This window comes from Candidatus Amarolinea dominans, assembly GCF_016704685.1.
In the GTDB taxonomy this organism is placed as follows: Bacteria; Chloroflexota; Anaerolineae; order SSC4; family Amarolineaceae; genus Amarolinea; species Amarolinea dominans.
This window is the reverse complement of the sequence record NZ_JADIZS010000022.1, coordinates 59,746-83,890: the sequence shown is the minus strand read 5'-3', so window position 1 is coordinate 83,890 and position 24,145 is coordinate 59,746. Positions and strand designations below refer to the sequence as shown.

Below are 24,145 nucleotides of genomic sequence, written 5' to 3'. Positions count from 1 at the left end.
TTGTTCAACCTCTACTCACCGGGCTGCCTCTCCCTTCACTTCGATGAGAAAGCCCTAACAAACGCTGTAGTACAGCGTCGACCTGAGCCAGGTGATCCTCATCTACCTGACCAATCCAGCGTATCAACGCCTCTTTGCTGACTGTGAAGATCAACCCCAACAGCGCCTTGGATGTCTCTGGCAAATTGGCTGTGCCCTTCGGCAACAACACATCCTCTGCATAGATAGCATCTACCTTGCGACTTGTCAGGGGCACAACGATCACAAACGGATAGCGTGGATTCCCATTCTCCACATCGTCCTGTAGGATCAGCACTGGACGCGCTTTGGCCACGCCTTCCGAATCTCTCTCATGCGGGAACGTGTACCCACGCAGCAAGTACACAGCGCCCCGACGCAACTTCGGATCAGGCAAGGAACGCCTCCCACTCTTCCTCCTCTTCACCCAGAGCCGCTTGCAGGGCCTCCATACTGTAGGGGGCCAACTCCTCGTGAATTTGCCGCAGAAGCAACGCTTGCTCACCGGCGTTATCGTCTGTCCAACTGACCATCCCAGGCATGCCCTGAGCAAAGCCAAAGGGTCGTCTCGGCTCTTGACGCAGGTAGCGCGTGTACCATGTCACCGCCTCCAGGATGTAGTCCTTCAGATTCATCCCACCCTGAACCAACATTGGTTGTACATCGGTCACCAGTTGGTCAGGCAGTACCATTTCAATGACTCTGGACATAGAAAATACCTCCACTTTTCCAACAGGGCAGGCGCCGCGTCCTACTGCGCCAAGTCGTACTCCCGTTTGCGGGGCGCGAAGATGTCTGCAGCCCATCGCTCTCGCAGCTTGTCCACCACAAAGGAGCCGAGGAAGCCGGCGCCGCCGGTGACGGTCACGCGTTTGTTGCGCCAGAAGGTGGTGCTGTCGGGCCAGTCAGGGTTCATGCGATGTGCCTGCCACGAATGGTTTTTGCCACGAATTTCACTAATTTTCACGAAGTGTTTTGATTCGTGGCGGGGTCTACTGTACGACTCGTACTCCGGATGCGTGCTGGATTCGCTGTTCAGACGATCCGAACACCCGTGTCCTGAATCACGCAAGCCAATGGGTTATTGATGTTGAAGTTCTCCGGGCTGAAAGCGCGCGGTTCGATACGGTCATCCATCTTGGCGGCAAGTTTCATCAGGGCAAGTTGTGCCACAAACAGATCATCACCAAAATCGGGCGAGATGATCGCTACATCAATATCGCTCCATGGGCCAGCCTGCCCACGGGCCTCTGACCCGTAGAGATAGGCCGCAGTGATGCGGTGCTGCTCACGAACTGCAGCGAGAAATTCTCCTACGCTGTGCTGGACGGCAACTGAGATCTCAGCCATCGCATCAACTCCTTGATCACGCTCATCTGCTGCGCCGTGTATTCGGGCGTACAGGCTTGACGAAAAGAACGTTTGAAATCGGGATACCTGGCTTCCAAATTGAAGGCAGTCACCGTGGTCAGTTTCTCCGAAGTCTCCTCATCAATGTCCAGTTCTGCGGCGCGGGCGAGACGCAGAAGATTGTGAAGAGGTGGTGCATGCTGTTGTTGCCTGAAGACATACTGCGCCTTCAGCGCCTTTTCGACAGCCAGATGGCCGAAAAAGAGTGCGTACGAGTAGTCGGCCTTGGCTATCAAATGATCAGCTACTTCCAGAGCTTCTTCAGCCTCCGTCATCCAGAAAGCGACAACCTTAGCAATATCCAATTCAGCATCTGATTTTGTTGACATATCCCAAAGCTCGCCTCGTTTAGATTTTTCACGAAGTGTTTTGATTCGCGGTAATTCGTGGCATTCGTGGCAGAGATTGGGGTTTTCTTGCCACGAATTACACTAATTTTCACGAAGTGTTTTTGATTCGTGGTAGTTGGTGTGATTCGTGGCGGAGATTGAGTGTTTTTGCCACGAATTTCACTAATTTTCACGAAGGGTTTCGATTCGTGGTAATTCGTGCAATTCGTGGCGGAGATTCCGTTTGCCACGAATGACACGAGTTCTCGCCAATCAAATCATGCCGCGTTCCGCTTTGTGCCCGTGCATCCGGGTTCTCCGTGGATCCGTGCCCGCAAGTGTCTATGCGCCAGGTACAGGGGTGATCCCCAACCCTGACATCTGATGAATGTGCTCATCGAAGGCGAAGACGTGCGGTATCCCCAACCTTTGAGCCATCACCAGGATCGAACAATCCGTGCGGAGCAAGGGAATTTCGGCGAAAAGCTGATAGGCATAGTCTACATGACCCCGGTTGTAATACACGCGCACCTGCAGGCTGGTCTTACCCGTCAATTCGGCACGAATTTTCAAGAGGAATTGGTCGGGTGCAAATTCCTTGGTCTCTACGTTAGCCACCCGTTTGCACAAAGGGTCTGCCTGCAAGATGGCATTCAAAGTGCCCAGGATAGCTGGCAGAGACGTCACGACACCGTCTCTTGCCGCAGGCCCAGCCAACTCTCCAGCATCTCCCGAGCGACCTTCCAATCCAGCCAGTCATCTTCTTCTTGCATGATGGCCTGCCCCAGGGCCTGATGCTGTTGGGAAGGAAGCTGGCTCATTTCTAGAAGAACCGAGCGTTCGTGCAGATACTCGCCAAATCGCTCAAAGTGCATACCGTACTTGCGCTCAAAACGCGTCGCTTCCCGCTGCAACATGGCGATCTGGCGCAGGATGTAATCCCGCAGCAACTCCCGGATGGCTTGCTCCTCGGTCGTGAATATCTTGCGTCGAATCAAAGGCTCCATAACAACGGTCAAACTCGCACTCATTCCGATCCTCCTCTTCAAGATCTCCCGCGATCACGGCCAGGTCGCGGAGGGCATAGTCCTCGATGCGCGGGACGAAGATCTCGGCCGCGTTGCGCGCCTGGAGCTTCTCGACGACAAACGAGCCGAGAAAGCCGGCGGCGGCCGGTGACGGTGACGCGTTGGTCGCGCCAGAAGGTGTGGCTGTTGGGCCAGTCAGGGTTCATGCGCTATGCCTGCCACGAACAGGTTTTTTTGCCACGAATTTCACTAATTTTCACGAAGTGTTCGGATTCGTGGTAATTGGTGTAATTCGTGGCAGAGATCAGGTCTTTTTGCCACGAATTTCACTGATTTTCACGAAGTGTTCGGATTCGTGCTCCTGGCGCTGCGTCAGGCGATCTCGACGGCCAGCTCCGGCGGTTGCTCCGCGACCGGAGGCCAGGGAGGCGCCACGAATAATTACTCATGATAGATCTATTGCAGCGTCAGGATCAGAGTGCGCACGTTCAGGACCACGATCAACAAGCCCACCAGCAGCATGAACGGCCGGTGCGGCAGCCGCTTGGTCGCAAACGCGGCCAGCGGGGCGGCGATGGCGCCGCCGATCAACAATCCCAGGATGACCGTGCCATACTTGATGAATTCACCGCTGCCCAGCGCGATCACAAAGGTAATGGATTGCGCCAGGGTGACAAAGAACTCCGTGGCATTCACGGACCCTACGGTGAAGCGCGGTATGTTGCCGCGCGCCACTAGCGTGGAGGTGACGATGGGGCCCCAGCCGCCGCCGCCTACTGCATCCATGAACCCGCCGCCCAACGCCAGCGGCAGCAGCCAGGAACGCACTTCGCGCGGGGCCAGGCTGCGAAACGCCCGGAAGATGATGATCAAGCCCATGATGATCAGATAGACCGCCACGAACGGCTTGATGATGTCGCCTTCGAAGTTCGACAGGAGGTACGCGCCGATCACACCACCCAACACACCGGGGATCAGCAGGTTTTTGGCCAGGTCGAAGTGAATGTTGCCTGCGCGCCAGTGCGAAAGGCCCGAGATGCCCGTGGTAACCACCTCGGAGGCATGGACGGCCGCACTGGCGAACTTCTGCGGCACTCCCAGGCTGACGAGAACGGTGGTGGAGCTGACGCCGTACGCCATGCCCAACGCGCCATCAATCATCTGGGCCACGAAGCCAACCAGGATGAAGGCCCAGATCGGGATATTCTGAATATCCATAATGAAGTTCTCCGAACCGGAACAGATTCAGGGTGTCGGCTGCTGATCGGCTGCCTGTCCTTCCAGCTCGGCCAGCAACTGGCGTAGTTTCTCGACCCCGATGATTTCCCACGTCACGCGCGCCACGTCCGGCAACGGTTCCTGCCACAGCCACTCCACACGCAGCCAGCAGCCCGGTAAAGCCTTTGTGTGATACGTGCCCTTCGTTCCAGCAAAAGCAGCGCGATACCGCCCATCCTCCCCCAGACAATAAAACTCGGCCCATCGCCGCAACGGGTCCAGCAGCCAGTACTCGGGCACACCGCCGGCCTCATACTCCACGAACTTAGCCCCCCGATCTCGCGCCAGGCTTTCCGGCGAGACAACTTCCACCACCAAGTCGGCCGGCCCGTCCAGATAAGTCTCCTGGAGTCGGTCCAGGTGTTCCTGGGCGACAAACAATAAGTCCGGTTCGCGGCCTTGTTTCATTTTCATTTGGAAAGGAGCGCTCAGCACCAGGCCCAGGTGATGTTGTTCGACAAACACCCCCAACACCTTTTCCAGGAACCCGATCAGCAGTTGATGTCGTTGCGACGCCGGACTGGTCATCACTACCTCTCCATCTACCCATTCGGCCAGGGTATCTTCATCCATCCAGGCTAGAAACTCAGCATAACTTATCTTTGGGCGCGTCTGACGCCCGAGCCTTTGCCTGACCCCTTGCCATCGGTACGGCCGCTTTGCATATCCTACGGCCTGGGACGGCAGCGCTTCGGGGTATGTTTCCTTCACGATCGTCGCTGGTGAACCCGCCATCATACACCTCCCCACAACCCTCGAACGCTGATAGGGCGAGTCGTTCCTACTGCACTCCCCCCTCGATCGCCAACGACACCGGCTCGCCGTTCATCACCAGGGAGCGCTGCGCGGCTTGCAGCACGCTCAGCACCCGCAGCCCGCTGACGCCGTCGGTGAGCGGCGGTTGGCGGCTGCGCAGGCTCTCCAGGAAGGCCAGGCACTCCTGCCGCAGCGGCTCCGCGTCGCTGAACGGCACCGCCTCGCCCTCGCCTTTGACCGGCACCGGCATGCCTGCTTCGATGTCCACGCGCTGATCGTAGAGCACCAACTGCTTGGAGACATCATCGAAACTCGCCATCTTCTGGCTGCCCACGATGACCAGGCGCTGCTCTTTGAACGGGTGCAGCCAGGAAACGAAGATGTGAGCGCGCACGCCGTTGTCGAACAGCAGGTTGGTCACGGTGACATCGGCGATGTTCGGCTGCACGTAGTTGCCGCCGCAGGCCACCACCTGGAACGGCAGCTCGCCCAGCAGGCGCAGAATGACCGCCACATCGTGCGGGGCAAAGCTCCAGAGGATGTTCTCCTCGCGGCGCACCTTGCCCAGGCTCAGGCGGTTGGAGTAGACGTAGCGCACCTTGCCCAGGGCGCCGCTGCGCACCAGCTCCTGCAGGCGCACGATGGCCGGATGATACTCCAGCACGTGCCCCACCATCAGGATGCGGGCCTGCCGCGCGGCCAACTGCACCAACTCCGCGCCCTGGCGATAGGTCAATGCCAGCGGCTTTTCGACCAGAACGTCCTTGCCGGCCAGCAGAGCCTGGCGCACCAGGTCGAAATGGGTCTCGGCCGGCGTCGCGATCACCACGGCCGGCACGTCCGCCTGCCAGACCTCCTGCACGTCGGCCACAATGGGAGTGGCCGGCGCCAGTTGGGCCGCAGTGGCCCGCCCGGCTGTAGTAGCATCGCACACCAGGGCCAGCGCGCCGAGCTGCTGAAAATTGCGCACCAGGTTCCTGCCCCAATACCCACAGCCGATTACCGCAACGGTCATGATTCCCTCTCTCTTCCCTTCACTGTGTGATGATCTGGCTGGCCCAGGCGCGATTGGCCTGGTACCAGGCCGCCAACTGCGTGAACCCTTGCTCCAGGCTGGTTTGCGGCTGCCAGGCGAGGAGGCGCCGGGCCAGGCTGATGTCGGCCCAGGTGGCGGACACGTCGGCCGCGTGCGCCGGGCGGAAAATCAGCTGCGCCGGCCGCTGCACCAGGCGCTCCACCAGGCGAATGACATCCAGCAGGATGACCGGCGCGTCGGAGCCGAGGTTGATGACCTGGTAGCCGAGCGGGCGCAGGGCCGCGAGCGTGCCGCGGGCAATATCATCCACGTAGGTGAAGTCACGCGACTGCTGCCCGTCGCCGAAAATGGTCACCGGCCGGCCTTCGCTGATCCACTGCACGAAGCGCAGCGGCGCCATATCGGGCCGTCCGGCCGGGCCGTAGACCGTGAAATAGCGCAGCACGCTGATGTCCAGCCCGTGCAGGTGATGATAGGCGTAGCACAGCGCCTCGGCCGCCTTTTTGGACGCCGCGTAGGGCGACAGCGGGCGGGCGGTTGACTGATCCTCGCGGTAGGGCAGGTCTGTGCTTTGCCCATACAGGCTGGAGGAGGAGGCGAGCACGAACTTGGGAATGTCGAACTCGCGGCAGGCCTCCAGCAGGTTGAGCGCGCCGATGACATTGGTCTCCAGGTAGGCCCAGGGATCGTCCACCGAGGGCCGCACGCCGGCCCGCGCGGCCAGGTTGATGATGGCCGCGAACCCGCCGGCCGGGCCTGGTTGGCGCTGGCTGGCGGTCAGCAGGCTGCGCAGCGCGGGGCGGTCGCCGATGTCCAGGCGCTGAAAGACAAAGCCCGGCTGATGCTCAAGCTGCGCCAGGCGCCACGTCTTGAGGCGCGGATCGTACGCGTCGTTCAGATTGTCGAGACCGAGCACCGGTTGACCGGCCGCCAACAGGTGTTGGCAAACACGTGCGCCGATGAAACCGGCGCAGCCCGTGACGATGACCGGGGCCGGCAGTGGAAGATTCTGAGAAATGGGTGACTCCTGACTGGCGGTCGAAGGCAATGCACCGCCCGGCTGCCAGGCACTGGGCGCTGGCGGCCCCTGGTGAAACGAACAGGACAACGTAACGGCTCAGCGCAGGTGGACGCCCGTGCGGCATGTGCTCCAGGTGCAACTGCAAGCGCCGGCCCGCGGGTCGCCGCGGCCTGAGCAGATACGAACGAATGATCACGCGTCGGAGCGAAGGCTGCAACGAACACGCTGCTTGCCGGCTTCAGGCCGCAGACCGACCCAAAACCTCTATTAGCGTCAGTCCAAGACTAAAGAGAGACGTTCTTTCGATGCTGGCAGTTGGGGTTTGAGGGAGAACATACAGGCGTGAAGCTGCAATGACAGATCAGTGTCATGTCCCCCATGAGCGGATAGGCGGCGGCTCTGAAGTGTGACAGAGCCAACCGATCGTGTACGGTCAGGATTAGGCGGGCCATAGCAGACAAACATCAGGGGCCTGGTTACGTTTCATACCGGCTTTCGGAGGACTGCTGCAAATCCTACCGCGATCTCGGTGACTCGGGAGGCGCTGGCCATGAGCGGGCAAGCCTACGCAATCGTACATGATAACGCTGCAAGCATCGAAACGTTCTTGATCATCGGCCCGAGGTCATCGAGCCTATCTTAGAGCGCACCTCAGTCGCTTGTTTAGTTTAGCACAAGTCACGCCATCGGGCAAGTGCGGCCACGTTTGGAATTCCTGTTGCGCCTGAGTTGACCGTTCTTCGCCGGATGTTTTATAATAAGCCCGTTCGCCGGTCCCCCGCCAGCCCACCACAGAGGAGATCCACATGAGTTTACCCGCGCAGGGCGACCTGAAGACCCTGCTGAACCAACTGGCGGCCGATGCGACCGCGCTTGACGCAGCCATCGAGCGCTATTGGACGCAAGAGGGCGTGTCGCAGCTCGAGATTTTCATTGACCCCGATCTGTTCCAGTACATCCAACGCTGGTACGCGGAGTCGCGTGCCTTTGCCCAGCGCGTGGCCAATCTGCAGGCCGTCGCCAGCCAGCTCTAGCTCGATCTCACAAGGGCGGCGCACGCGTGGCCCCCACGAACGGATTCTTCATGATTACGGCCATCCTCATCACACTCATTTTGCTCATCATCGCCGGCCTCCTGGCCCTGGGCCTGGTCATCGTCTACGCCTGGGTGGTGCTGCGTCCCCTGGCGCAGCACCAGGGCAGCCTGCGCCTGCCCGGCCTGCAGGCCACGGTGGAAGTGCTGCGCGATCGCTGGGGCATCCCGCACGTCTACGCCGGCAGCGAGGCCGATCTGTGGTTTGCCCAGGGCGTGATTCATGCCCAGGACCGCCTGTGGCAGATGGAGCTGAGCCGCCGCGTGGCCCAGGGGCGCCTGGCCGAACTGTTCGGCAGCCAGGGCCTGGAAGCAGATCGCCTCAGCCGCACGGTGGGCCTGCAGCGCAGCGCCGCCCGTGAGCTGGCCGCGCTGCCGCCGCGGCCGCTGGCCGCGCTGCAGCGCTACGCGGATGGCGTCAACGCCATCATCGCCCGCCTCGGCCCGCGGCCGCCGGCCGAGTTCACCCTGCTGCGCTTCAGCCCCGAGCCGTGGACGCCGCTCGATTGCCTGGCCTGCGCCCGCGTCTTCGCCTGGAGCCTGAGCGGCAACTGGGAGAGCGAACTGCTGCGCACAACCCTGCTGGCCCGCCTGGGGCCAGAGCGCACCGCGGACCTGGAGCCGGAGCATGCGCCCGGCGTCCCGCTCATCGTGCCCGGCGTCGAGGGCTTACAGCAGGTGGCCGGCCTCTTGCTCGGCCAGTACGATCAGATGCGCGCCTGGTTCGGGGCCGGTGGTCAGCCTGGCGCGGGCAGCAATGCCTGGGCGGTGGATGGCAGGCGCGCGGCCTCCGGCAAACCGTTACTGGCCAGCGACCCTCACCTGGCAGTGCAGATGCCCTGTCCCCTCTACGAAAATCACCTGGAGGTCACCGCGGCCGACGGCCTGCGCGTGACGGGCGCCAGCCTGCCGGGCCTGCCGGGCATCCTGCACGGGCACAACGCCGCCCTGGCCTGGGGGCTGACCAACGCGCCGGTGGACACGCAAGACCTGTTCGTGGAACAGCGCCACCCGACCGATCCCCGCCTGTTTCGCTTCCAGGAGGGTTGGGAAGAGGCGCAGGTGTTGATCGAAACGATCCGCGTGCGCGGGCAGGCGCAGCCGGAGAGGCTGGAGATCATCAGCACCCGCCACGGGCCGCTGCTCAATGGGTTGCTGCCAGGCGCGGAGGGCGATTATCCTCCGCTGGCCCTGCGCTGGAGCGGGCATGAGGCGGGCGGTTTTGTGCATGCGCTGCTGGGCATGAACCGGGCGCAGACCCGGGCCGATTTTCAGGCCGCGGCGCAGCAATGGGCGACTCCGGTGCAGAACGTGGTCTACGCCGACCGCGAGGGCGCCATCGCCTCGCTGCTGGTGGGCCTGGTTCCGGCGCGCAGCCAGGGTTTGGGCCTGGCGCCCGCGCCAGGCTGGACCGGCACGCACGAATGGAGCGGCTGGGTGGCGGCCGATGCGCTGCCGCAGGCGCTCAACCCGGCGTCAGGATACGTGGTCAGCGCCAATCAGAAGCTGGTGGGGGACGACTACCCCTTTTTCCTGACGCTGGAATGGGCCGATGGTTTTCGCGCCCGACGCATTGCCGATGTCTTGCGCAGCAAACCGCGCCACACGCGTCGCGACTTCGAGGTGCTGCAAAATGACGTGCTCTCGCTGCCCGCGCAGCAGATGGTGTCTTACTTCAGCGTGCTCAACCCGGACGACCCGTGGGAACGCACCGCGCTGCGCCTGTTGGTCGAATGGAACTACCGCGCCGATCGCGATAGCGCCGGCGCCGCCATCTTTGCCCTCTGTCACGTCTATCTGCTGCAAAAAGTCTTTGGCGACAAACTCGGCCCCGCGTTCGCGGCCTACCTGGGGCAGGCGCACAGTGCGCTCTTCCCGCTGACCCCCTTCCTGGGCCGCGCCAGCCACCGTCTGCTGCAACTGCTCGAACAGCCGGACGCCTATTGGTTTGCGAATGGCGCCCATCCCCGCACCCGCGATGAGCTGTTGCAGGAAACCCTGACGCAGGCGGTCAAAACCCTGCTGGAGACGGTGGGCGACAATCCGCGGCGCTGGCAGTGGGGACGCCTGCATCAGGCCGTCTTCCGCCATCCGCTGGGCGAGACGCGCCTGGGCTGGCTCTTCAGCCGCGGACCGGTTGCCGTGGATGGCGATGGCGCCACCGTGGCCCAGAGCGCGTTCCCGCTCAAGATGCCCCTCGGCTTCGTCACCGTGGCTTCGGCCTACCGGCAGATCATTGATCTCGACAATTTCGATCAGAGTCTGAGCGTACTCAACGTCGGCCAGTCGGGTCAACCCGGCAACCGGCACTACAGCGACCAGATCGAACCGTGGCGCGAAGGCGAATATCACCCGCTGAGTTGGAGCCGCGCCCAGGTGGAAGAGGTATTGGAACGAAAGTTGATCCTGGAGCCGTAAGTACAAAGCATAGTACAAAGTACAAAGTACAAAGTACAAAGTACAAAGTACAAAGTACAAAGTACAAAGTACAAAGTACAAAGTACAGCAGCAACAACAAAAGTACATCGTCTGCACTCTGCACTTTGCGCTCTGCACTCTGCACTTTGCGCTCTGCACTCTGCGCTCTGCACTTCCTCACCGTCTGGGCAAAAACCCTGCCGGGTCTACGAGGCGGCCAAAGTCGCGTAGTTCGAAGTGGAGATGCGGGCCGGTGGAGTTGCCGGTGGAGCCGACCGCGCCGATGACCGCGCCTTTCTCCACCACATCGCCGGGCTGCACGTAGTAATTGCTGAGGTGAGCATAGAGGGTGACATAGTCATTGTTGTGATCAATGACCACGCGGTAGCCGTAACCCTGGCTGTTCCAACCGGCCAACACCACGGTGCCATTGTCGGCCGCGGTGACCTCAGTACCGGCTGCCACAGCCAGGTCAAGGGCGCGGTGACGCGCCTGATCGAAACCTTGTGTCATGCGGGCGCCGGTCAGCGGCCAGGCGAAGTTGCCATCGCCGTAGGGCCACACGCCTTGCCAGTAAAAGCCATCGGGCGTGACATGGGTGCCATCCGGGGGATGGGCCGGATCGAACGGCAGCGCGGACAGGTCCCAGCGCGGCAGACTGCGCCGCGGCAGGGCAATCAGCGGCTGCTCCACCCCCTCGCGCTGATACACCAGCAGGTGCTGGCCTGTCATCAGCAGGTGGGGCGGCTGGCGCAGCGCGTTCCAGGTGATCTCCACGATGCTGTCGGCCGTCACGCCGTAGAGGGTCGCCACATGGTCAATGGTCTCCCCCATTGTGACCTCGTGGCAGATGGTGTTGAGCGCGGGGATGGTGATGGTCTGCCCGGCGCGAAAGTTGTAGGGGTCCGGCGCATAGGGCGCGGTGGCGCAGGCCAGGCTTTCGATATTGCGGCCCCCCCCCCCCGCCCGGCGCCGCCCGGCCCTCCCCCGCCCCCCCGGCGCCCCCCCCCCCCGCCGCCGCCGCCGCCGCCGGCCCGGGCCCGACGGCCCCCGAGGGAGAGAATAAGATGAAGGTTTCATGAAAAGAAAACGCTCACTGTCCCATTTCATCCCCGGCGCGGCCGATCCGCAGGCCTTCGGCGAGCAGGTGCGCCGCGGGCTGCAGTTCCTGGTCAACCGCCCGCAGCCCGGTCAACCCTGGCAAGACGGCGCCAACCTGCCCTGGAACGATCCGATTTTCAGCGAACGCATGTTGGCCGAGCATCTCGATCAGAGTCACGGCGCGGGCAGCCGCCGGCTGGAGGAGATCGAACAGCAGGTAGACGCGCTCTGGTCGTGGCTTGACCTGGCGCCGGGCGCGCGTGTGCTTGACATCACCTGCGGGCCGGGGCTGTACAGTCAGCGCCTGGCCGGCCGCGGCTGCCGGGTCACGGGGATTGACTTCAGCCCGGCCGCGATTCGATTTGCACGGATGCAGGCGCAGGCGGCCGGTCTGGAGATTGACTACCGCCTGGCCAATGTGGAAACCGCGCTGCCCCTCCTGGCCGGGCAAGCCTTCGACGCCGCACTTTTTCTCTACGGCCAGTTCTCGGTTTTCCCGCCGGCCAGCGGCGCGGCGCTTTTGCAGCACACGGCCGCGGCCCTGCGGCCGGGCGGTCGCCTGGCGCTGGAGCTGCTGGCCTATGAGGGCATTGACAAGAAGCCCGGCGCCTGGTGGTTTACAGGCCGCGGCGGCCTGTGGGGCGATTTCGAGCATCTGCACCTGGGCGAGCGCACCTGGGACGAGGCGCAGCAGGCGATCCTGGAGCGCTTCTATGTGTTCAACCTGGAGACAGGAGAGCTGCAGACCTACGGACTCAGCGATCAGGCCTATCGCCCGGCTGTCTTGCGCAGCCCTGCAGGCAGCCGGCTTTGACCGTTTCGATTCCTTTCCTGCCTGGGCCGGCCTGCCCTTCGCTGATGCGACCGAGTGGGAAGTGACCATCGCTCACAAGGCCTGATGCCGCCCGCTTTCTGCTTCTGTGGAACTGACCGACGCCAGCGGCAGGCCCAGGCCGCTGGCCTGGTTGAGCAGGCGGCGCACGGTCATCTATGCCAGGCTGCAGGCCCGTTCACTCATTCGCACGCAGCCGATAGCCCACGCCCGGTTCGGTGAGGATGTAGTTTGGCCGGGCAGCATCCGGTTCCAGCTTGTGCCGCAGGTTGCTCATGTTCACGCGTAGCAGATGCGTCTCGGTCTGATAGGCCACCCCCCACACCTGGCGCAGCAGTTGGCGATGCGTCAGAACCTTCCCCGCATGCGTCACCAACATGCGCAGCAGCTCATACTCCTTTGGAGTCAACTGCACCTCGCCGCCGGCCACAGTGACCAACCGTCGGCCCAAGTCAACGGTCAGTTGCCCAACGGTAAATACCGGTTCTCCTGTCGGCGCCGTTCCACGACGCAGCGCCGCCCGCATACGCGCCAACAGTTCGCCCATACCGAACGGCTTGGTGACGTAGTCGTCAGCCCCGGCATCCAGCGCCTCGATCTTGGCGGCTTCCTGCTCCTGCACCGTCAGGATGATGATGGGAGTCTGTGTCCATTCGCGCAGCCGCTGCGTGACTTCGATGCCGTCCAGGTCGGGCAAGCCCAGGTCGAGAATCACCAGGTCGGGATGGTGCGCGGCCACGGCCAACAAGGCCTCGCGGCCGTTGGACGCTTCCAGGACGACGTAGTCGTGCGCAGACAGAGAAACGCGTAGAAAGCGGCGAATAGCCTGCTCGTCATCCACTACCAACACGCGCGGTCCACCGTCGCTCATTCTGCCTCATTCCTCCTTCCCAACGTCATTCCCACTGCCCTTGCCGCTGCTGCTCTGTTCGCAAGGCAGCGCCATGGTGATGATCGTTCCACCGCCCGGCCGATTCTGCGCCCAGATACGGCCGCGGTGCGCCTCGACGATGCCCTTGCAAATCGCCAGGCCCAGGCCCGTGCCGCTTACTTCCCCTGGGCGATGGACGCGGTAGAACTTGTCGAAGATTCGCTCCAGGTCTTCTGGCGGCACGCCAACGCCGCGATCGGCGACCGCGATCTCCAGCGCGCCGCCGGTCGAACGAACCGTCACTTCGATGGGCGTGTTGTCGGGCGAGTATTTGAGTGCATTGTCCAGCAAGTTGCCCAACACCTGGACCATCAGGACGAAATCCATCGGCGCCAGCACCGGGGGCGCATCCACGATCACCGGCCGATTCGCCAGCCTTCCCTGCAGCCGCTCGAGGGTGGCGCTGATCACCTCTTGAACGTCGCAAGGCTCCTCCACCGCTTTCAGCGCGCCGGCCTCGATCCGGGTCATGTCCAGCAAATTGCCCACCAGGCGATTCAGGCGCTCGGCCTCCTCGCGCGCCATGACCGTCAGGCTGTGCCGCGTCGCCTCATCGAGCCTGGCGCCGTCCTCCTCCAGGCTGGTAAGAGCGCCGGTGATGGACACCATCGGTGTGCGCAAATCGTGCGAGATCGAGTTCAACAGGGCCTGCTGAAGCTCCTCGGTAGCACGCAAGAGTCGGGCCTGCCGCGCTTGTTCGGCCAGCTCGGCGCGTTCGATGGCCAGGGCAGATTGGCTGGCAAAGGCTTCGAGCAAACGCCGCTGCTCTGGCGCCAGGGATGAGCCTGGATCGGTTGGTTTCACGCCCAAGACACCCACCACACCACGCACGGTCTTGAGGGGCATACAACGCAGTTCGGCGGCCGGGAGGGTATCGGTCCCGCGGCCGGCCGGTTGTCCGTGCTTGAACGCCCATAAAGCGACAGTCAGCGCGTTCTCTTTCAGCGTCAGGCCTGGGCTGAACGCGCGCGGCTGCAGTGAATCACCCACGGGCAGCAGAATGACGCCCTCGCGACCGAACGTCTCACCGACGTGGCGGATGACCGCCTGCAGGATGTCATCCAACCCACCGGCCGCAGCCAGATCACGGCTGAGTTCGTAGAGCGCGACGGCCTGCAGCTCGCGACGCTGCGCCGCTTCGGCCTGCTCGCGTGAGCGGGCCGCCAGCGAGCTGATGACCAGGCCGACGACGAACAGTCCGATGAAGGTGAAGATATACTCCGTATCGGCCACGGTCAGGGTGAGCCGCGGTTCGATCAGGAAGAAATCGAACGTCAACACCCCCAACACTGATGCCAGGATTGCCGGCCCGCGGCCCAGGTAGATGGCAGCGATAACCACCGCAGCCAGGTAGAGCATGACCAGGTTGACCGGCGAAATCACGCGATGGATCGGTATGCCGAGCAGCGTAACCGCGCCGACAAGCGCGGCGCTCCACGCGTAGCACTGCCAGGGGCGATGCGGCCGCCACGGTGCAGATGCAGCCGAAGGTTTGTTCTCGACTTCTGAGCTGATGATATAGATATCTATGTTGCCGCTCTGCGCGATCAGGCGATCCACGATGGAACCACGCAGGTACTCGATCCAGCGCGGGCGCAATGGTTTGCCTACGATGATTTTGGTGACGTTGTGTCGCCGCGCATAATCCAGGATGGCATTTGCGACGTCCTGGCCTGGCACGGTGAACGCCTTGCCGCCGAGTTCTTCGGTCAACTGGAGGATGCGCGTGACCTGCTCTGCGCGTGTTTGCGGCTGGCGTGCGTTGCCCGGCGTCTCCACGTGAACAGCGAACCACTCGGCCTTCAATTCGTCGGCCAGGCGCCGCGCGGCGCGCACCAACCGCTCGCCCAAGGGGTGCGAACTGACACAAACCAGCAACCGTTCGCCCGCTGGCCAGGGGCCGGAGATCGCGCGGGTCTGCATGTACGCGCGCATCTGCTCATCTACTCGGGCCGCGGTGCGGCGCAGGGTCAGCTCGCGCAAGGCTGTCAGGTTGCCCATCCGAAAGAACTGCTGGATCGCGCGTGCGGCCTGTTCGGGTACGTAAACTTTTCCCTCTTGCAGGCGCTGCAAAAGCTCCGGCGGCGGCAGGTCTACCACCTCGATCTCGCTGGCCGCGTCCAGGATGCTGTCTGGCACCTTTTCGCGTACCGTAATGCCGGTGATCTGCGCCACCACATCATTCAGGCTCTCCAGGTGCTGGACATTCAGCGTGGTATGAACGTCAATGCCGGCTGCCAGCAGGTCCTGGATGTCGAAGTAACGTTTGGGATGGCTCGAGCCGGGCGCGTTGGTGTGCGCCAACTCGTCCACCAACGCGAGTTGGGGCCGCCGCGCCAACACAGCCTCCACGTCCATCTCGGGTAGTGTGGCTCCGCGATAGGCAACCTGTAGCCGCGGGATGACCTCGAGCCGGGCAACCAGCGCCTCGGTTTCCGGCCGGTTGTGGGTCTCCACGCAGCCGATCACGACATCTATGCCTTGGGCAAGACGCTGGTGCGCAGCTTCCAGCATGGCGTATGTCTTGCCGACACCGGCCGCGTAGCCCAGAAAGACCTTCAACTTGCCGCGCGCCTGGCGCGCCTCCTCCGCCTGTACGTGGGCCAGGAGATCGTCAGGGTTGGGGCGGACGTGTTCTTCAGACACAGGTGTCCTCTGCGGGCGATTGACGATGGCGTCCGTCTCTCGCCTCGGATTGATCGTCTGGGGGTATCTTCTCAATTTGTAGGGGCGCACCCTTGCGGTCGCCCACGCGGGCAGGCGCAAGGCCATGCCCCTACCCCGGATTATCGAGAAGATACGTCTGGGGCCTATTCTACCCCATCCAGCGCCAGGTTCAACTTCAGCACGTTGATGCGCGGCTCACCCAGGAATCCCAACTGGCGGTCTTCGGTGTGCTGCGCCACAAGTTGCACGACAGCTTCGGCGGTGAGGCCACGCGTCCGCGCCACGCGCGGCGCCTGGTAGAGCGCCGCCGCGACGCTGATGTGCGGATCGAGGCCGCTGGCGGAGGCGGTCACCAGATCGCCCGGAACCGCCTGGATGTTGCCTGGGTCGGCAGCACGCAGCGCGGCGATGCGTGCGTCAACGGCTTCCAACAGCATGGGGTTGCTCGGCCCGAGGTTGGAGCCGGATGACGCCGCCGCGTTGTAGGGAAACGGCGCCGTTGCCGATGGGCGGCCCCAGAAATACCTGGGATCATCGAACGACTGGCCGATCTGCGCCGAACCGACGATCCGACCATCTTGCCAGATGAGGCTGCCGTCGGCCTGAGACGGGAATATCACCTGGGCCAGGCCGGTCACCGCAAGCGGGTAGACGATGCCGGTCAGGAGAGTACACAAGGCCAGCAGCACAGCCGCCGGCCGAAACAGGGTTTTCATCATTGTGGACCTCTTCCATGATGCGCCAAATGCGCCATAGTAGAAACGTTGCATGCAACGTCTCTACTATGCTAACCTCAGAAATGCCAAAAACATGTCTATCAGCTTGATACCGACGAACGGCGCAACCAGCCCGCCCACGCCGTAAATCAACAGGTTGTCGCGCAGCAGTTGCGCGGCCGGCGCCGGCCGATAGGCCACGCCGCGCAGCGCCAGCGGGATCAGCGCGATGATGATCAGGGCGTTGAAGATCACCGCCGACAGGATGGCGCTGGTCGGGGACGTAAGGCGCATGAAGTTGAGCGCGGCCAACGCCGGGTAAGTCGAAGCGAACGCGGCCGGGATGATGGCGAAGTACTTGGAGACGTCGTTGGCGATGCTGAACGTGGTGAGCGCGCCGCGCGTCATCAGTAACTGCTTGCCGATCTCCACGATCTCGATCAGCTTGGTCGGGTTGCTGTCCAGATCCACCATGTTGGCAGCCTCGCGCGCCGGCTGCGTGCCGGTATTCATCGCCACCGCGACGTCGGCCTGGGCCAGCGCGGGCGCGTCGTTCGTGCCGTCGCCGGTCATCGCCACCAGCCGGCCGCCGGCCTGGTACTCGCGTATCAGCTTGAGTTTCGCTTCGGGCGTCGCCTGCGCCAAGAAGTCATCCACGCCCGCTTCCGCGGCAATGGCGGCGGCCGTCAGCGGGTTGTCGCCGGTGATCATGATCGTCTTGATACCGATTCGCCGTAGTTGCGCGAAACGTTCCTTCATACCGCCCTTGACGATGTCCTTCAGGTGGATGACACCCAATGCCTCGCCATTGCGGGCCACCACGAGCGGCGTGCCGCCAGTGCGTGCAATCTCGTCCACGGCGGGTCTCAGGTCGGGCGGCACCGGCCGATCGAAACCCAGGATGTATGTCAACATGGCGTCGGGCGCGCCCTTGCGAATGTGTGTCCCATCCATATCCACGCCGCTCATGCGCGTCTGCGCCGTGAAGGGGATGAAGTGCATACCCTCAGGCGCCTCGGGTCCCGCGCCGACGGTGCGGCCGCGCAGGCCGTACTGTTCCTTCGCCAGCACGACGATACTGCGGCCCTCCGGCGTCTCGTCAGCCAGCGAGGAAAGCTGCGCCGCTTCGGCGAGGGCGCGCGGATCGGTGTGATTCACCGGGATGAACGCCACCGCCTGGCGGTTGCCGAGCGTGATCGTGCCCGTTTTGTCCAGCAGCAGCACGTCCACATCGCCGGCTGCTTCCACGGCGCGGCCCGACATGGCAATCACGTTGCGCTGGATCAAGCGGTCCATGCCGGCGATGCCGATGGCCGAGAGCAGGCCGCCGATGGTAGTCGGGATGAGGCAGACCAGCAGGGCAATCAGCACGGTGATCGTGACCGGCGTGCCCTGACCGGCGGCGCTAACGCTGTACACCGAATAGGGCAGCAGGGTTGCGCACACGACCAGGAAGATGATCGTGAAACCGGCCAGCAGGATGTTCAGGGCGATCTCGTTCGGCGTCTTCTGGCGCTTCGCGCCCTCCACCAGGCTGATCATGCGGTCGAGGAAGCCCTCGCCGGGGTCAGCGCTGACGCGCACCAGGAGCCAGTCTGAGAGCAGACGCGTCCCACCCGTGACGGCGCTGCGGTCGCCGCCGGCCTCACGGATCACGGGCGCGCTCTCACCGGTGATCGCGCTCTCGTCCACCGACGCAATGCCGGCGATCACCTCGCCGTCGGCCGGGACGGTGTCGCCGGCCTCGACCAGGACGCCATCGCCACGGTGCAGCGCGGCCGAGGAAACAGATTCACATTTATAGGAAGGACGCTCCGCAAGCGCGCCGTTCGTGGCCGCCCGCAGCTCACGGAGGATCGCATCAACAGGCTGCGACAGCTTCCTGGCCTGGGTCTGATGTCGTGTGCGGCGCAGCGCTTCGGCCTGGGCCTTGCCACGCCCCTCGGCCACGGCTTCGGCGAAGTTGGCAAACAGCACGGTGAACCACAGCCAGATCGCGACGGCGCCGATGAAGGCTGCGGGCGCTTCCCCGCGGCCGAACAGAGCCTGTATCCAGAGGAGCGTGGTGAGTACGCTGCCCACTTCCACCACGAACATGACGGGATTGCGCACCATCAAGCGCGGATTCAGTTTGACAAACGACTCCAGGATGGCGCGTTGGTACAGCTCACGCCGCATGGGAGTCTGTTTCTTGAGTTGGGTAGTCATTGCAATACCTATCTTACTAGCGGCCAAAGACCATGAGATGCTCGACAATCGGCCCAAGTCCTAGCGCCGGGATGAAGCTAAGCGCGCCGACGATCACGATGACGCCAATCAGCCACGCGATGAAGAGCGGCGTGTGCGTGGGCAACGTCCCCGCGCCCGCGGGAACTTTCTTCTTGCTCACGAGCGAGCCGGCAATCGCCAGGGCTGGGATCGCCAGCCAGTAGCGTGAGATCAGCATGACGATGCCGAGCGCCGTGTTGTAGAACGGCGTGTTCGCGCCTAAGCCGGCGAAGGCGCTGCCGTTATTACCGGCCGCCGACGAAAAGGCATAGAGCACCTCGCTGAAACCATGCGCCCCAGGGTTGAAGATGGTGGCAATGCCGCCAGGAGCCAGAACTGCCACTGCGGTGCCTATCTTCGCCGCGAGGATCGGAATCAGGAGGATGAGCGAAGCCATTTTCATTTCGTAGGCTTCAATTTTCTTGCCGAGGTATTCCGGCGTGCGGCCGACCATCAACCCGGCGACGAACACCGCGACGATGACGAACGCCAGCATTCCGTACAACCCGGAGCCGACGCCGCCGTAGATGATCTCACCTAACTGCATCAGCCACATCGCCACAAGACCGCCCAACGGCATGAAGGAGTCGTGCATCGCGTTGACCGCGCCGTTCGACGCGGCTGTTGTGGCCGTCGCCCAAAGCGCAGAACTGGCAGCACCGAAACGCACCTCCTTGCCTTCCATGTTGCCGCCGGGGTTGGCAGCACTTTGCACCTGGTCAACGCCCAAGGCAGCGAGCGCCGGGTTGCCGCTCTGTTCCGCCCAGACAGCTACCGCGACCAGCACGACGAAGATGAGAGTCATGGCCGCCAGGATGGCCCAGCCCTGGCGCGTGTCGCCCACCATCTTGCCGAAGGTGTAGCAGAGCGCCGCTGGGATCAGCAGGATCGCTAACAGCTCCAGGAAGTTGGACAGCGGTGTGGGATTCTCGAACGGGTGCGCCGAGTTGACGTTGAAGAAGCCGCCGCCGTTGGTGCCCAGTTGCTTGATGGCGATCTGTGAAGCCGCCGGGCCGACGGCGAGCACCTGTTCCGTCACCATATTGCCATTGGCGTCTATCGCGGGCTGCAACAAGGCCACATTTTGATAGGGATTGAAGGTTTGCACCACGCCCTGCGAAACGAGCACCAGGGCGAGCAGGATCGAGAGCGGCAGCAGGATGTAGAGGGTCGAACGCGTCAGATCAACCCAGAAATTGCCGATCGTCTGCGCCGTATGACGGGCAATCCCGCGAGCCAAAGCAATCAGCACGGCCATGCCCGTCGCCGCGGAGACGAAGTTCTGCACGGTCAGCGCCAGCATCTGCGTGAGGTAGCTCATCGTCGTTTCGCCGCCGTAGCCCTGCCAGTTGGTGTTGGTAGCAAAGCTGACCGCGGTGTTGAAGGATGAATCGGGCGACACCGCCGCGAGTCCCTGCGGGTTGAACGGCAGGATACCCTGGAGCCGTTGCAGCAGATAGACAACCAGAAGACCCAGCAGGTTGAAGACCAGCATCGCCACGGCATACGTCTTCCAGGTCATCTCGGCATCGGGGTTCACCGCCGCGGCGCGATAGGAGATGCGCTCGACGGGCGCCAGCACGGGGTGAAGAAAGGTCCGCTGACCGCCATACACGCGCGCCATGAACCCGCCCAGCGGCTTGACGAGCAGCAGCAGGACAACCAGATAGACAACAGGTAAGAGCCAATCCAAAGTACTCATCCGAATTTCTCCGGTTTCAACAGAGCCACGAACAGATAGACCAACAGCGACAGCGTGATCAGACCGACAGCCACAACCATCAGGCTCATGCGTCACCTCCCTTCAGCCATTCGCACATCCACACGAAAGCCCAACTGGCGGCGAAGAAAGCCAGTGCAAGGCCCACGAACGCGAGATCGCTCACCGAGACACCTCCATGATGTACCCCAACCATCCATTCACACCCAGCGCGGCTTATGCTACTCGACCTGGTAGGGTACGTCGGTCACTACGATGTTCTTCTTGAACAGCAGCGCAAATCGCAGGAAAGTCGCAGTCTGCATGTGCAGCAGGTTATGCCACCAGTGCTTCGGTACGAACTGGGGTACGACGATCGTGATGCGTTCGTTCTGCTGGCGCCGGCTGGCCACTTCTTCGATGTAAGCGAGCAGCGGTTCGTACATGACGCGGTAGGGTGAATCGAGAACCACCAGGCGGATTCCTTCACCCCAGGTCGCCCATTTGTCCTTGATGCGCTCGGTTTCGGTCGGCTCCACGGAGACATGGACGGCGGTCAAATCATGGGACAGCATGCGGGCATAGTGCAGCGCTTCAAGGGTCCCCTGGTGGACACCGCCGATGGGAAGGATGACGCGGTGACGAAACGAAGGCACGCGCGGTTGGTAGTTTTCCAGCGAAAGCTGCTTCGCCAGGCGCTTGTAGTGCGCATGGATGCGGAAAAAGATGAAGACCAGGGTGGGCGTCAGGAAGATGACGATCCAGGCGCCATCCCTGAATTTGGTGACGGCGAAGACGATGACGACGACGGCGGTGCAAAAGGCGCCGAAGGCATTGATCACCATCTTGACCTGCCAGCCCGGTTGGTAGCGCAGCACGGACCCCGGCTCGTTCACCTCCTGACCGGGAGACAAATGGCCGGCTTTCCACCACCGCCGGGCCATGCCAACCTGCGACAGCGTGAAGGAGAGGAAGACGCCGATCGCGTAGAGCGGGATCAGGGCGGTGACGCTGGCGTTGAACGCAATGATGAGCAGACTCGCAACCAGTGCAAGGGCCACGATGCCATACGAGTAAACCAACCGACTGCCTCGCAAGGTGAGCTGACGGGGCAGGAAGCCGTCGCCGGCGTGAAGGGCAGCCAACCGCGGGAAGTCGGCAAACGATGTGTTGGCGGCCAGGACCAGGATCAGGGTGGTGGCGGCGATGAGGCCCAGGTAGAGAGGGCCTTGTCCATTGAACACGGTCCGGGCCAGCTGCGAGATGACTGTCTCCTCCTCGGAGGGCACGGCGGCCATGACGCGCGAGAGGAAGCTGATGGCGAGGAACAACGTGGCTAGGATGGCCGCCATCCAGATCAAGGTGATGCCGGCGTTGCGGCTGCGCGGCTCGCGGAAGGCCGTGATGCCATTGGAGATCGCCTCGATGCCGGTCAGCGCGGCCGTGCCGCTGGAGAAGGCATGCAGGAGCAGGAAGGGGGTCACGACGCCCAAACCGGTTTCCAGCACCGCATGGGGGGGATTGCTCACGGTTCCCAGCGTCCCAGAGAGGGCGCGGAACAGGCCAACGCCAACCGTGGCAAACATCATCACGATGAAGAAGTAGGTGGGCAAGGCGAAGGTCGCACCGGATTCCTTGACCCCGCGTAGATTGATCAACATGACAACAGCGACCAGGGCCACTGCGAGCGGTACGCGATAGGGAAACAGATCTGGAAACGCAGAGGCAATTTGCGCGACGCCAGATGAGACGGACACCGCCACGGTCAAAACGTAGTCGGTGAGGAGGGCCGCGCCGGCGGTCTGCGCGGGTAATTCGCCCAGGTTATCGCGCGCCACGATGTAGGCGCCGCCGCCGCCGGGGTACGCGTGAATCGTCTGCTCGTAGGACACAGTGACGATTACCAGCAGGGCGGTGATGGCGATGGCGATGGGAAAGACATAACCGAGCGCCATCGTACCGGCCGCCGCCAGGATGATCAGAATCTCCTGGGTGGCATACGCGGTGGAGGAAAGCGCGTCGGAGGCGAACACCGCCAGCCCCACGAGCTTCCCGACCGTCTGATGCGGCAGGTCAATGCTACGCAGGGGTTGGCCGATAAGCCGTACCCAGATGGACTTTTGCGGGGCGATGGGCGCTTCTGTGCGCTCGATGACGGTGTAGCCCTTACTCGAATCAAGTCGTTGGTTATCTAGCATAAAAAGAAATCCTGAGATTTGTCGAAGATGACAACAGTGTACTCAGGAGCGCGTCAAAGAGGAGACAAGAAAGAGGGTGAACAGGTCAAGAAAAGGTCAATTGGAATTACTGAACCCACGGATGGTGTAACGTGAACCCTTGTGCTACAATTCGTGATAGGTTGACTCAACGAGAATGGAGCTTTGATTCGATGTCTTCGGAGGCAATCCATGACCGGGAAAACTCTTCTGAAAGCTGATCCGCTCCCCTGGCTGCTGGCCGAGAATGGGCCGGGCGTGCGCTACCTGGCGCTGCGTGACCTGCTCGATCGGCCGGCCGATGACCCGCAGTTGGCGGAGGCGCGCCGCGCCGCACACCGCGCCGGGCCGATTGCCGCCGTCCTCGCACAGATGGACGCGGCCGGCTTTTGGGCCGAGCCTGGCCCCGGTTACTATCCCAAGTATCGCGGCTCCGTCTGGGCAGTCATCTTGCTGGCGCAGTTGGGCGCTGCGAGCAGTGAAGATGAGCGCATCGGCCGGGCCTGCGCCTACCTGCTGGATCACGCGCTGACGCCCGGCGGTCAGTTCTCGGTCAACGGCGCGCCCTCCGGCACGGCCGATTGCCTGCAGGGCAACCTCTGTTGGGCGCTGCTGGAGCTGGGCTGCGCCGATTCGCGGCTGGAAGCCGCCTTCGACTGGCTGGCGCGCAGCGTCACCGGCGAGGGGATCGCACCGCTGGAGGAAAAGAGTGCGCCGGTCCGCTACTACGCGGGCAAATGCGGTCCGGACTTCGCCTGCGGGTCGAACAACAAGCTGCCGTGCGCCTGGGGCGCGGTCAAGGTGATGCTGGCCCTGGGGCGCTGGCCGGCCGCCAGGCGAACACCCGCCATGGAACGGGCCATCGGCCGCGGGATCGCCTTCCTGCTGGGCACAGACCCCGCCCTGGCCGGATACCCCAATGGCTGGGCCGAGAAGCCCAGCAGCAACTGGTGGAAGTTCGGCTTTCCCGTTTTTTACGTCACCGATCTGCTGCAAAACGTCGAAGCGCTGGTCGCATTGGGTTACGGTCACGACCCGCGCCTGGCCCACGCGTTCGATGTGATCCGCGCCAAGCAGGATGCCGCGGGGCGCTGGCCGTTGGAGTACGACTACGCCGGCAAGACCTGGACCGACTTCGGGGCCAAAAAGCAGCCCAACCCGTGGGTCACACTGCGTGCGCTGCGGGCGTCGAAGGCGGCGGCGCGGGGGTCAGGTCATCACGCACCGCCTGCTTGAGCAGCAGGCCGATACGATTGATGATCAGCCTGCTGGCCGAAGGGATCACACTGGATCGCCCCGGTCAGGAAGCGCTCGTCGTTGTAGACGGG

At 62.9% G+C, this 24,145-nt stretch carries 23 protein-coding genes; 4 read left to right on the top strand and 19 right to left on the bottom strand.

The window, feature by feature from the left end; all coding sequences use genetic code 11:
* Positions 1-4 precede the first annotated feature (4 nt).
* From IPF85_RS15690 to IPF85_RS15640, 11 genes are all read right to left on the bottom strand, one after another.
* On the bottom strand, positions 5-385 hold the full coding sequence (locus IPF85_RS15690; RefSeq protein WP_343409082.1) for a type II toxin-antitoxin system PemK/MazF family toxin: 381 nt from the start codon (positions 383-385) through the stop codon (positions 5-7).
* A 22-nt stretch (positions 386-407) separates the two neighbouring features.
* Entirely contained in the window at positions 408-728 is a 321-nt protein-coding gene (locus IPF85_RS15685) for a hypothetical protein (RefSeq protein ID WP_343409016.1), read from the bottom strand.
* A 41-nt stretch (positions 729-769) separates the two neighbouring features.
* Positions 770-934, bottom strand: a complete 165-nt coding sequence (locus IPF85_RS15680) for a hypothetical protein (RefSeq protein WP_343409015.1) — start codon at positions 932-934, stop codon at positions 770-772.
* A gap of 119 nt (positions 935-1,053) precedes the next feature.
* Positions 1,054-1,368, bottom strand: a complete 315-nt coding sequence (locus IPF85_RS15675) for a nucleotidyltransferase domain-containing protein (protein WP_343409014.1) — start codon at positions 1,366-1,368, stop codon at positions 1,054-1,056.
* The gene (locus tag IPF85_RS15670; protein ID WP_343409013.1) at positions 1,332-1,757 is read right to left on the bottom strand and encodes a HEPN domain-containing protein; all 426 of its coding nucleotides are present in this window, start codon (positions 1,755-1,757) and stop codon (positions 1,332-1,334) included. Before IPF85_RS15670 ends, IPF85_RS15675 begins: the two co-directional genes overlap by 37 nt.
* 342 nt (positions 1,758-2,099) lie before the next feature.
* Complete coding sequence (locus IPF85_RS15665; protein ID WP_343409012.1) at positions 2,100-2,444, bottom strand: hypothetical protein; 345 nt, start codon at positions 2,442-2,444, stop codon at positions 2,100-2,102.
* Positions 2,441-2,788 (bottom strand): hypothetical protein, encoded by a 348-nt coding sequence (locus IPF85_RS15660; RefSeq protein WP_343409011.1) that lies wholly within the window; start codon positions 2,786-2,788, stop codon positions 2,441-2,443. Before IPF85_RS15660 ends, IPF85_RS15665 begins: the two co-directional genes overlap by 4 nt.
* 453 nt (positions 2,789-3,241) lie before the next feature.
* Positions 3,242-4,003: a sulfite exporter TauE/SafE family protein gene (locus IPF85_RS15655; RefSeq protein WP_343409010.1), complete on the bottom strand. Its 762-nt coding sequence runs from the start codon at positions 4,001-4,003 to the stop codon at positions 3,242-3,244.
* 27 nt (positions 4,004-4,030) lie between these two features.
* Positions 4,031-4,663, bottom strand: coding sequence for a Uma2 family endonuclease (locus IPF85_RS15650; protein ID WP_343409081.1), 633 nt, complete (start codon positions 4,661-4,663; stop codon positions 4,031-4,033).
* Between the two features lie 181 nt (positions 4,664-4,844).
* A complete protein-coding gene (locus tag IPF85_RS15645; RefSeq protein WP_343409009.1) occupies positions 4,845-5,834 on the bottom strand; it encodes a Gfo/Idh/MocA family oxidoreductase in 990 nt (329 codons plus the stop codon).
* 19 nt (positions 5,835-5,853) lie between these two features.
* Entirely contained in the window at positions 5,854-6,963 is a 1,110-nt protein-coding gene (locus IPF85_RS15640; protein ID WP_343409008.1) for an NAD-dependent epimerase/dehydratase family protein, read from the bottom strand.
* 719 nt (positions 6,964-7,682) lie between these two features.
* On the opposite strand from IPF85_RS15640, the gene IPF85_RS15635 reads away from it, so the two are divergent.
* Positions 7,683-7,910, top strand: a complete 228-nt coding sequence (locus IPF85_RS15635) for a hypothetical protein (RefSeq protein ID WP_343409007.1) — start codon at positions 7,683-7,685, stop codon at positions 7,908-7,910.
* A gap of 50 nt (positions 7,911-7,960) precedes the next feature.
* The gene (locus IPF85_RS15630) at positions 7,961-10,387 is read left to right on the top strand and encodes a penicillin acylase family protein (RefSeq protein WP_343409006.1); all 2,427 of its coding nucleotides are present in this window, start codon (positions 7,961-7,963) and stop codon (positions 10,385-10,387) included.
* 177 nt (positions 10,388-10,564) lie between these two features.
* Here the strand turns inward: IPF85_RS15630 and IPF85_RS15625 are convergent, their stop codons facing one another.
* A complete protein-coding gene (locus tag IPF85_RS15625; protein WP_343409005.1) occupies positions 10,565-11,467 on the bottom strand; it encodes a M23 family metallopeptidase in 903 nt (300 codons plus the stop codon).
* On the opposite strand from IPF85_RS15625, the gene IPF85_RS15620 reads away from it, so the two are divergent.
* Entirely contained in the window at positions 11,466-12,302 is an 837-nt protein-coding gene (locus IPF85_RS15620) for a class I SAM-dependent methyltransferase (protein WP_343409004.1), read from the top strand. The genes IPF85_RS15625 and IPF85_RS15620 overlap by 2 nt on opposite strands.
* Before the next feature lie 196 nt (positions 12,303-12,498).
* On the opposite strand, the gene IPF85_RS15615 is transcribed toward IPF85_RS15620, so the two are convergent.
* The 7 genes from IPF85_RS15615 to IPF85_RS15585 all read right to left on the bottom strand — a co-directional run bounded on the left by IPF85_RS15615 (position 12,499) and on the right by IPF85_RS15585 (position 22,799).
* On the bottom strand, positions 12,499-13,191 hold the full coding sequence (locus IPF85_RS15615) for a response regulator transcription factor (RefSeq protein WP_343409003.1): 693 nt from the start codon (positions 13,189-13,191) through the stop codon (positions 12,499-12,501).
* Positions 13,192-13,197: 6 nt separating this feature from the next.
* Positions 13,198-15,897, bottom strand: coding sequence for a sensor histidine kinase KdpD (locus tag IPF85_RS15610; RefSeq protein ID WP_343409002.1), 2,700 nt, complete (start codon positions 15,895-15,897; stop codon positions 13,198-13,200).
* 164 nt (positions 15,898-16,061) lie between these two features.
* On the bottom strand, positions 16,062-16,634 hold the full coding sequence (gene kdpC / locus IPF85_RS15605) for a potassium-transporting ATPase subunit KdpC (protein ID WP_343409080.1): 573 nt from the start codon (positions 16,632-16,634) through the stop codon (positions 16,062-16,064).
* A 66-nt stretch (positions 16,635-16,700) separates the two neighbouring features.
* Positions 16,701-18,842 (bottom strand): potassium-transporting ATPase subunit KdpB, encoded by a 2,142-nt coding sequence (gene kdpB / locus IPF85_RS15600; protein ID WP_343409001.1) that lies wholly within the window; start codon positions 18,840-18,842, stop codon positions 16,701-16,703.
* 16 nt (positions 18,843-18,858) lie between these two features.
* The gene (gene kdpA, locus IPF85_RS15595) at positions 18,859-20,604 is read right to left on the bottom strand and encodes a potassium-transporting ATPase subunit KdpA (RefSeq protein WP_343409000.1); all 1,746 of its coding nucleotides are present in this window, start codon (positions 20,602-20,604) and stop codon (positions 18,859-18,861) included.
* Positions 20,601-20,693 (bottom strand): K(+)-transporting ATPase subunit F, encoded by a 93-nt coding sequence (gene kdpF / locus IPF85_RS15590; protein WP_343408999.1) that lies wholly within the window; start codon positions 20,691-20,693, stop codon positions 20,601-20,603. The genes kdpA and kdpF overlap by 4 nt, the downstream gene beginning before the upstream one ends.
* A 150-nt stretch (positions 20,694-20,843) precedes the next feature.
* Positions 20,844-22,799: an APC family permease gene (locus IPF85_RS15585; RefSeq protein WP_343408998.1), complete on the bottom strand. Its 1,956-nt coding sequence runs from the start codon at positions 22,797-22,799 to the stop codon at positions 20,844-20,846.
* Between the two features lie 210 nt (positions 22,800-23,009).
* Between IPF85_RS15585 and IPF85_RS15580 the strand changes: the two genes are divergently transcribed.
* The gene (locus tag IPF85_RS15580; RefSeq protein ID WP_343408997.1) at positions 23,010-24,053 is read left to right on the top strand and encodes a nitrogen fixation protein NifH; all 1,044 of its coding nucleotides are present in this window, start codon (positions 23,010-23,012) and stop codon (positions 24,051-24,053) included.
* Positions 24,054-24,145 lie beyond the last annotated feature (92 nt).

Bases quoted from the DNA above. Each gene is read 5' to 3' on its own strand.
- IPF85_RS15630 (WP_343409006.1), top strand. From the start codon at position 7,961: ATGATTACGGCCATCCTCATCACACTCATTTTGCTCATCATCGCCGGC.
- kdpF (WP_343408999.1), bottom strand. From the start codon at position 20,693: ATGAGCCTGATGGTTGTGGCTGTCGGTCTGATCACGCTGTCGCTGTTG.
- IPF85_RS15620 (WP_343409004.1), top strand. From the start codon at position 11,466: ATGAAAAGAAAACGCTCACTGTCCCATTTCATCCCCGGCGCGGCCGAT.
- IPF85_RS15660 (WP_343409011.1), bottom strand. From the start codon at position 2,788: ATGAGTGCGAGTTTGACCGTTGTTATGGAGCCTTTGATTCGACGCAAG.
- kdpA (WP_343409000.1), bottom strand. From the start codon at position 20,604: ATGAGTACTTTGGATTGGCTCTTACCTGTTGTCTATCTGGTTGTCCTG.
- IPF85_RS15655 (WP_343409010.1), bottom strand. From the start codon at position 4,003: ATGGATATTCAGAATATCCCGATCTGGGCCTTCATCCTGGTTGGCTTC.
- IPF85_RS15585 (WP_343408998.1), bottom strand. From the start codon at position 22,799: ATGCTAGATAACCAACGACTTGATTCGAGTAAGGGCTACACCGTCATC.
- IPF85_RS15635 (WP_343409007.1), top strand. From the start codon at position 7,683: ATGAGTTTACCCGCGCAGGGCGACCTGAAGACCCTGCTGAACCAACTG.
- IPF85_RS15645 (WP_343409009.1), bottom strand. From the start codon at position 5,834: ATGACCGTTGCGGTAATCGGCTGTGGGTATTGGGGCAGGAACCTGGTG.
- kdpB (WP_343409001.1), bottom strand. From the start codon at position 18,842: ATGACTACCCAACTCAAGAAACAGACTCCCATGCGGCGTGAGCTGTAC.
- IPF85_RS15680 (WP_343409015.1), bottom strand. From the start codon at position 934: ATGAACCCTGACTGGCCCGACAGCACCACCTTCTGGCGCAACAAACGC.
- IPF85_RS15675 (WP_343409014.1), bottom strand. From the start codon at position 1,368: ATGGCTGAGATCTCAGTTGCCGTCCAGCACAGCGTAGGAGAATTTCTC.
- IPF85_RS15670 (WP_343409013.1), bottom strand. From the start codon at position 1,757: ATGTCAACAAAATCAGATGCTGAATTGGATATTGCTAAGGTTGTCGCT.
- IPF85_RS15580 (WP_343408997.1), top strand. From the start codon at position 23,010: ATGACCGGGAAAACTCTTCTGAAAGCTGATCCGCTCCCCTGGCTGCTG.
- IPF85_RS15685 (WP_343409016.1), bottom strand. From the start codon at position 728: ATGTCCAGAGTCATTGAAATGGTACTGCCTGACCAACTGGTGACCGAT.
- kdpC (WP_343409080.1), bottom strand. From the start codon at position 16,634: ATGAAAACCCTGTTTCGGCCGGCGGCTGTGCTGCTGGCCTTGTGTACT.
- IPF85_RS15625 (WP_343409005.1), bottom strand. From the start codon at position 11,467: ATGAAACCTTCATCTTATTCTCTCCCTCGGGGGCCGTCGGGCCCGGGC.
- IPF85_RS15615 (WP_343409003.1), bottom strand. From the start codon at position 13,191: ATGAGCGACGGTGGACCGCGCGTGTTGGTAGTGGATGACGAGCAGGCT.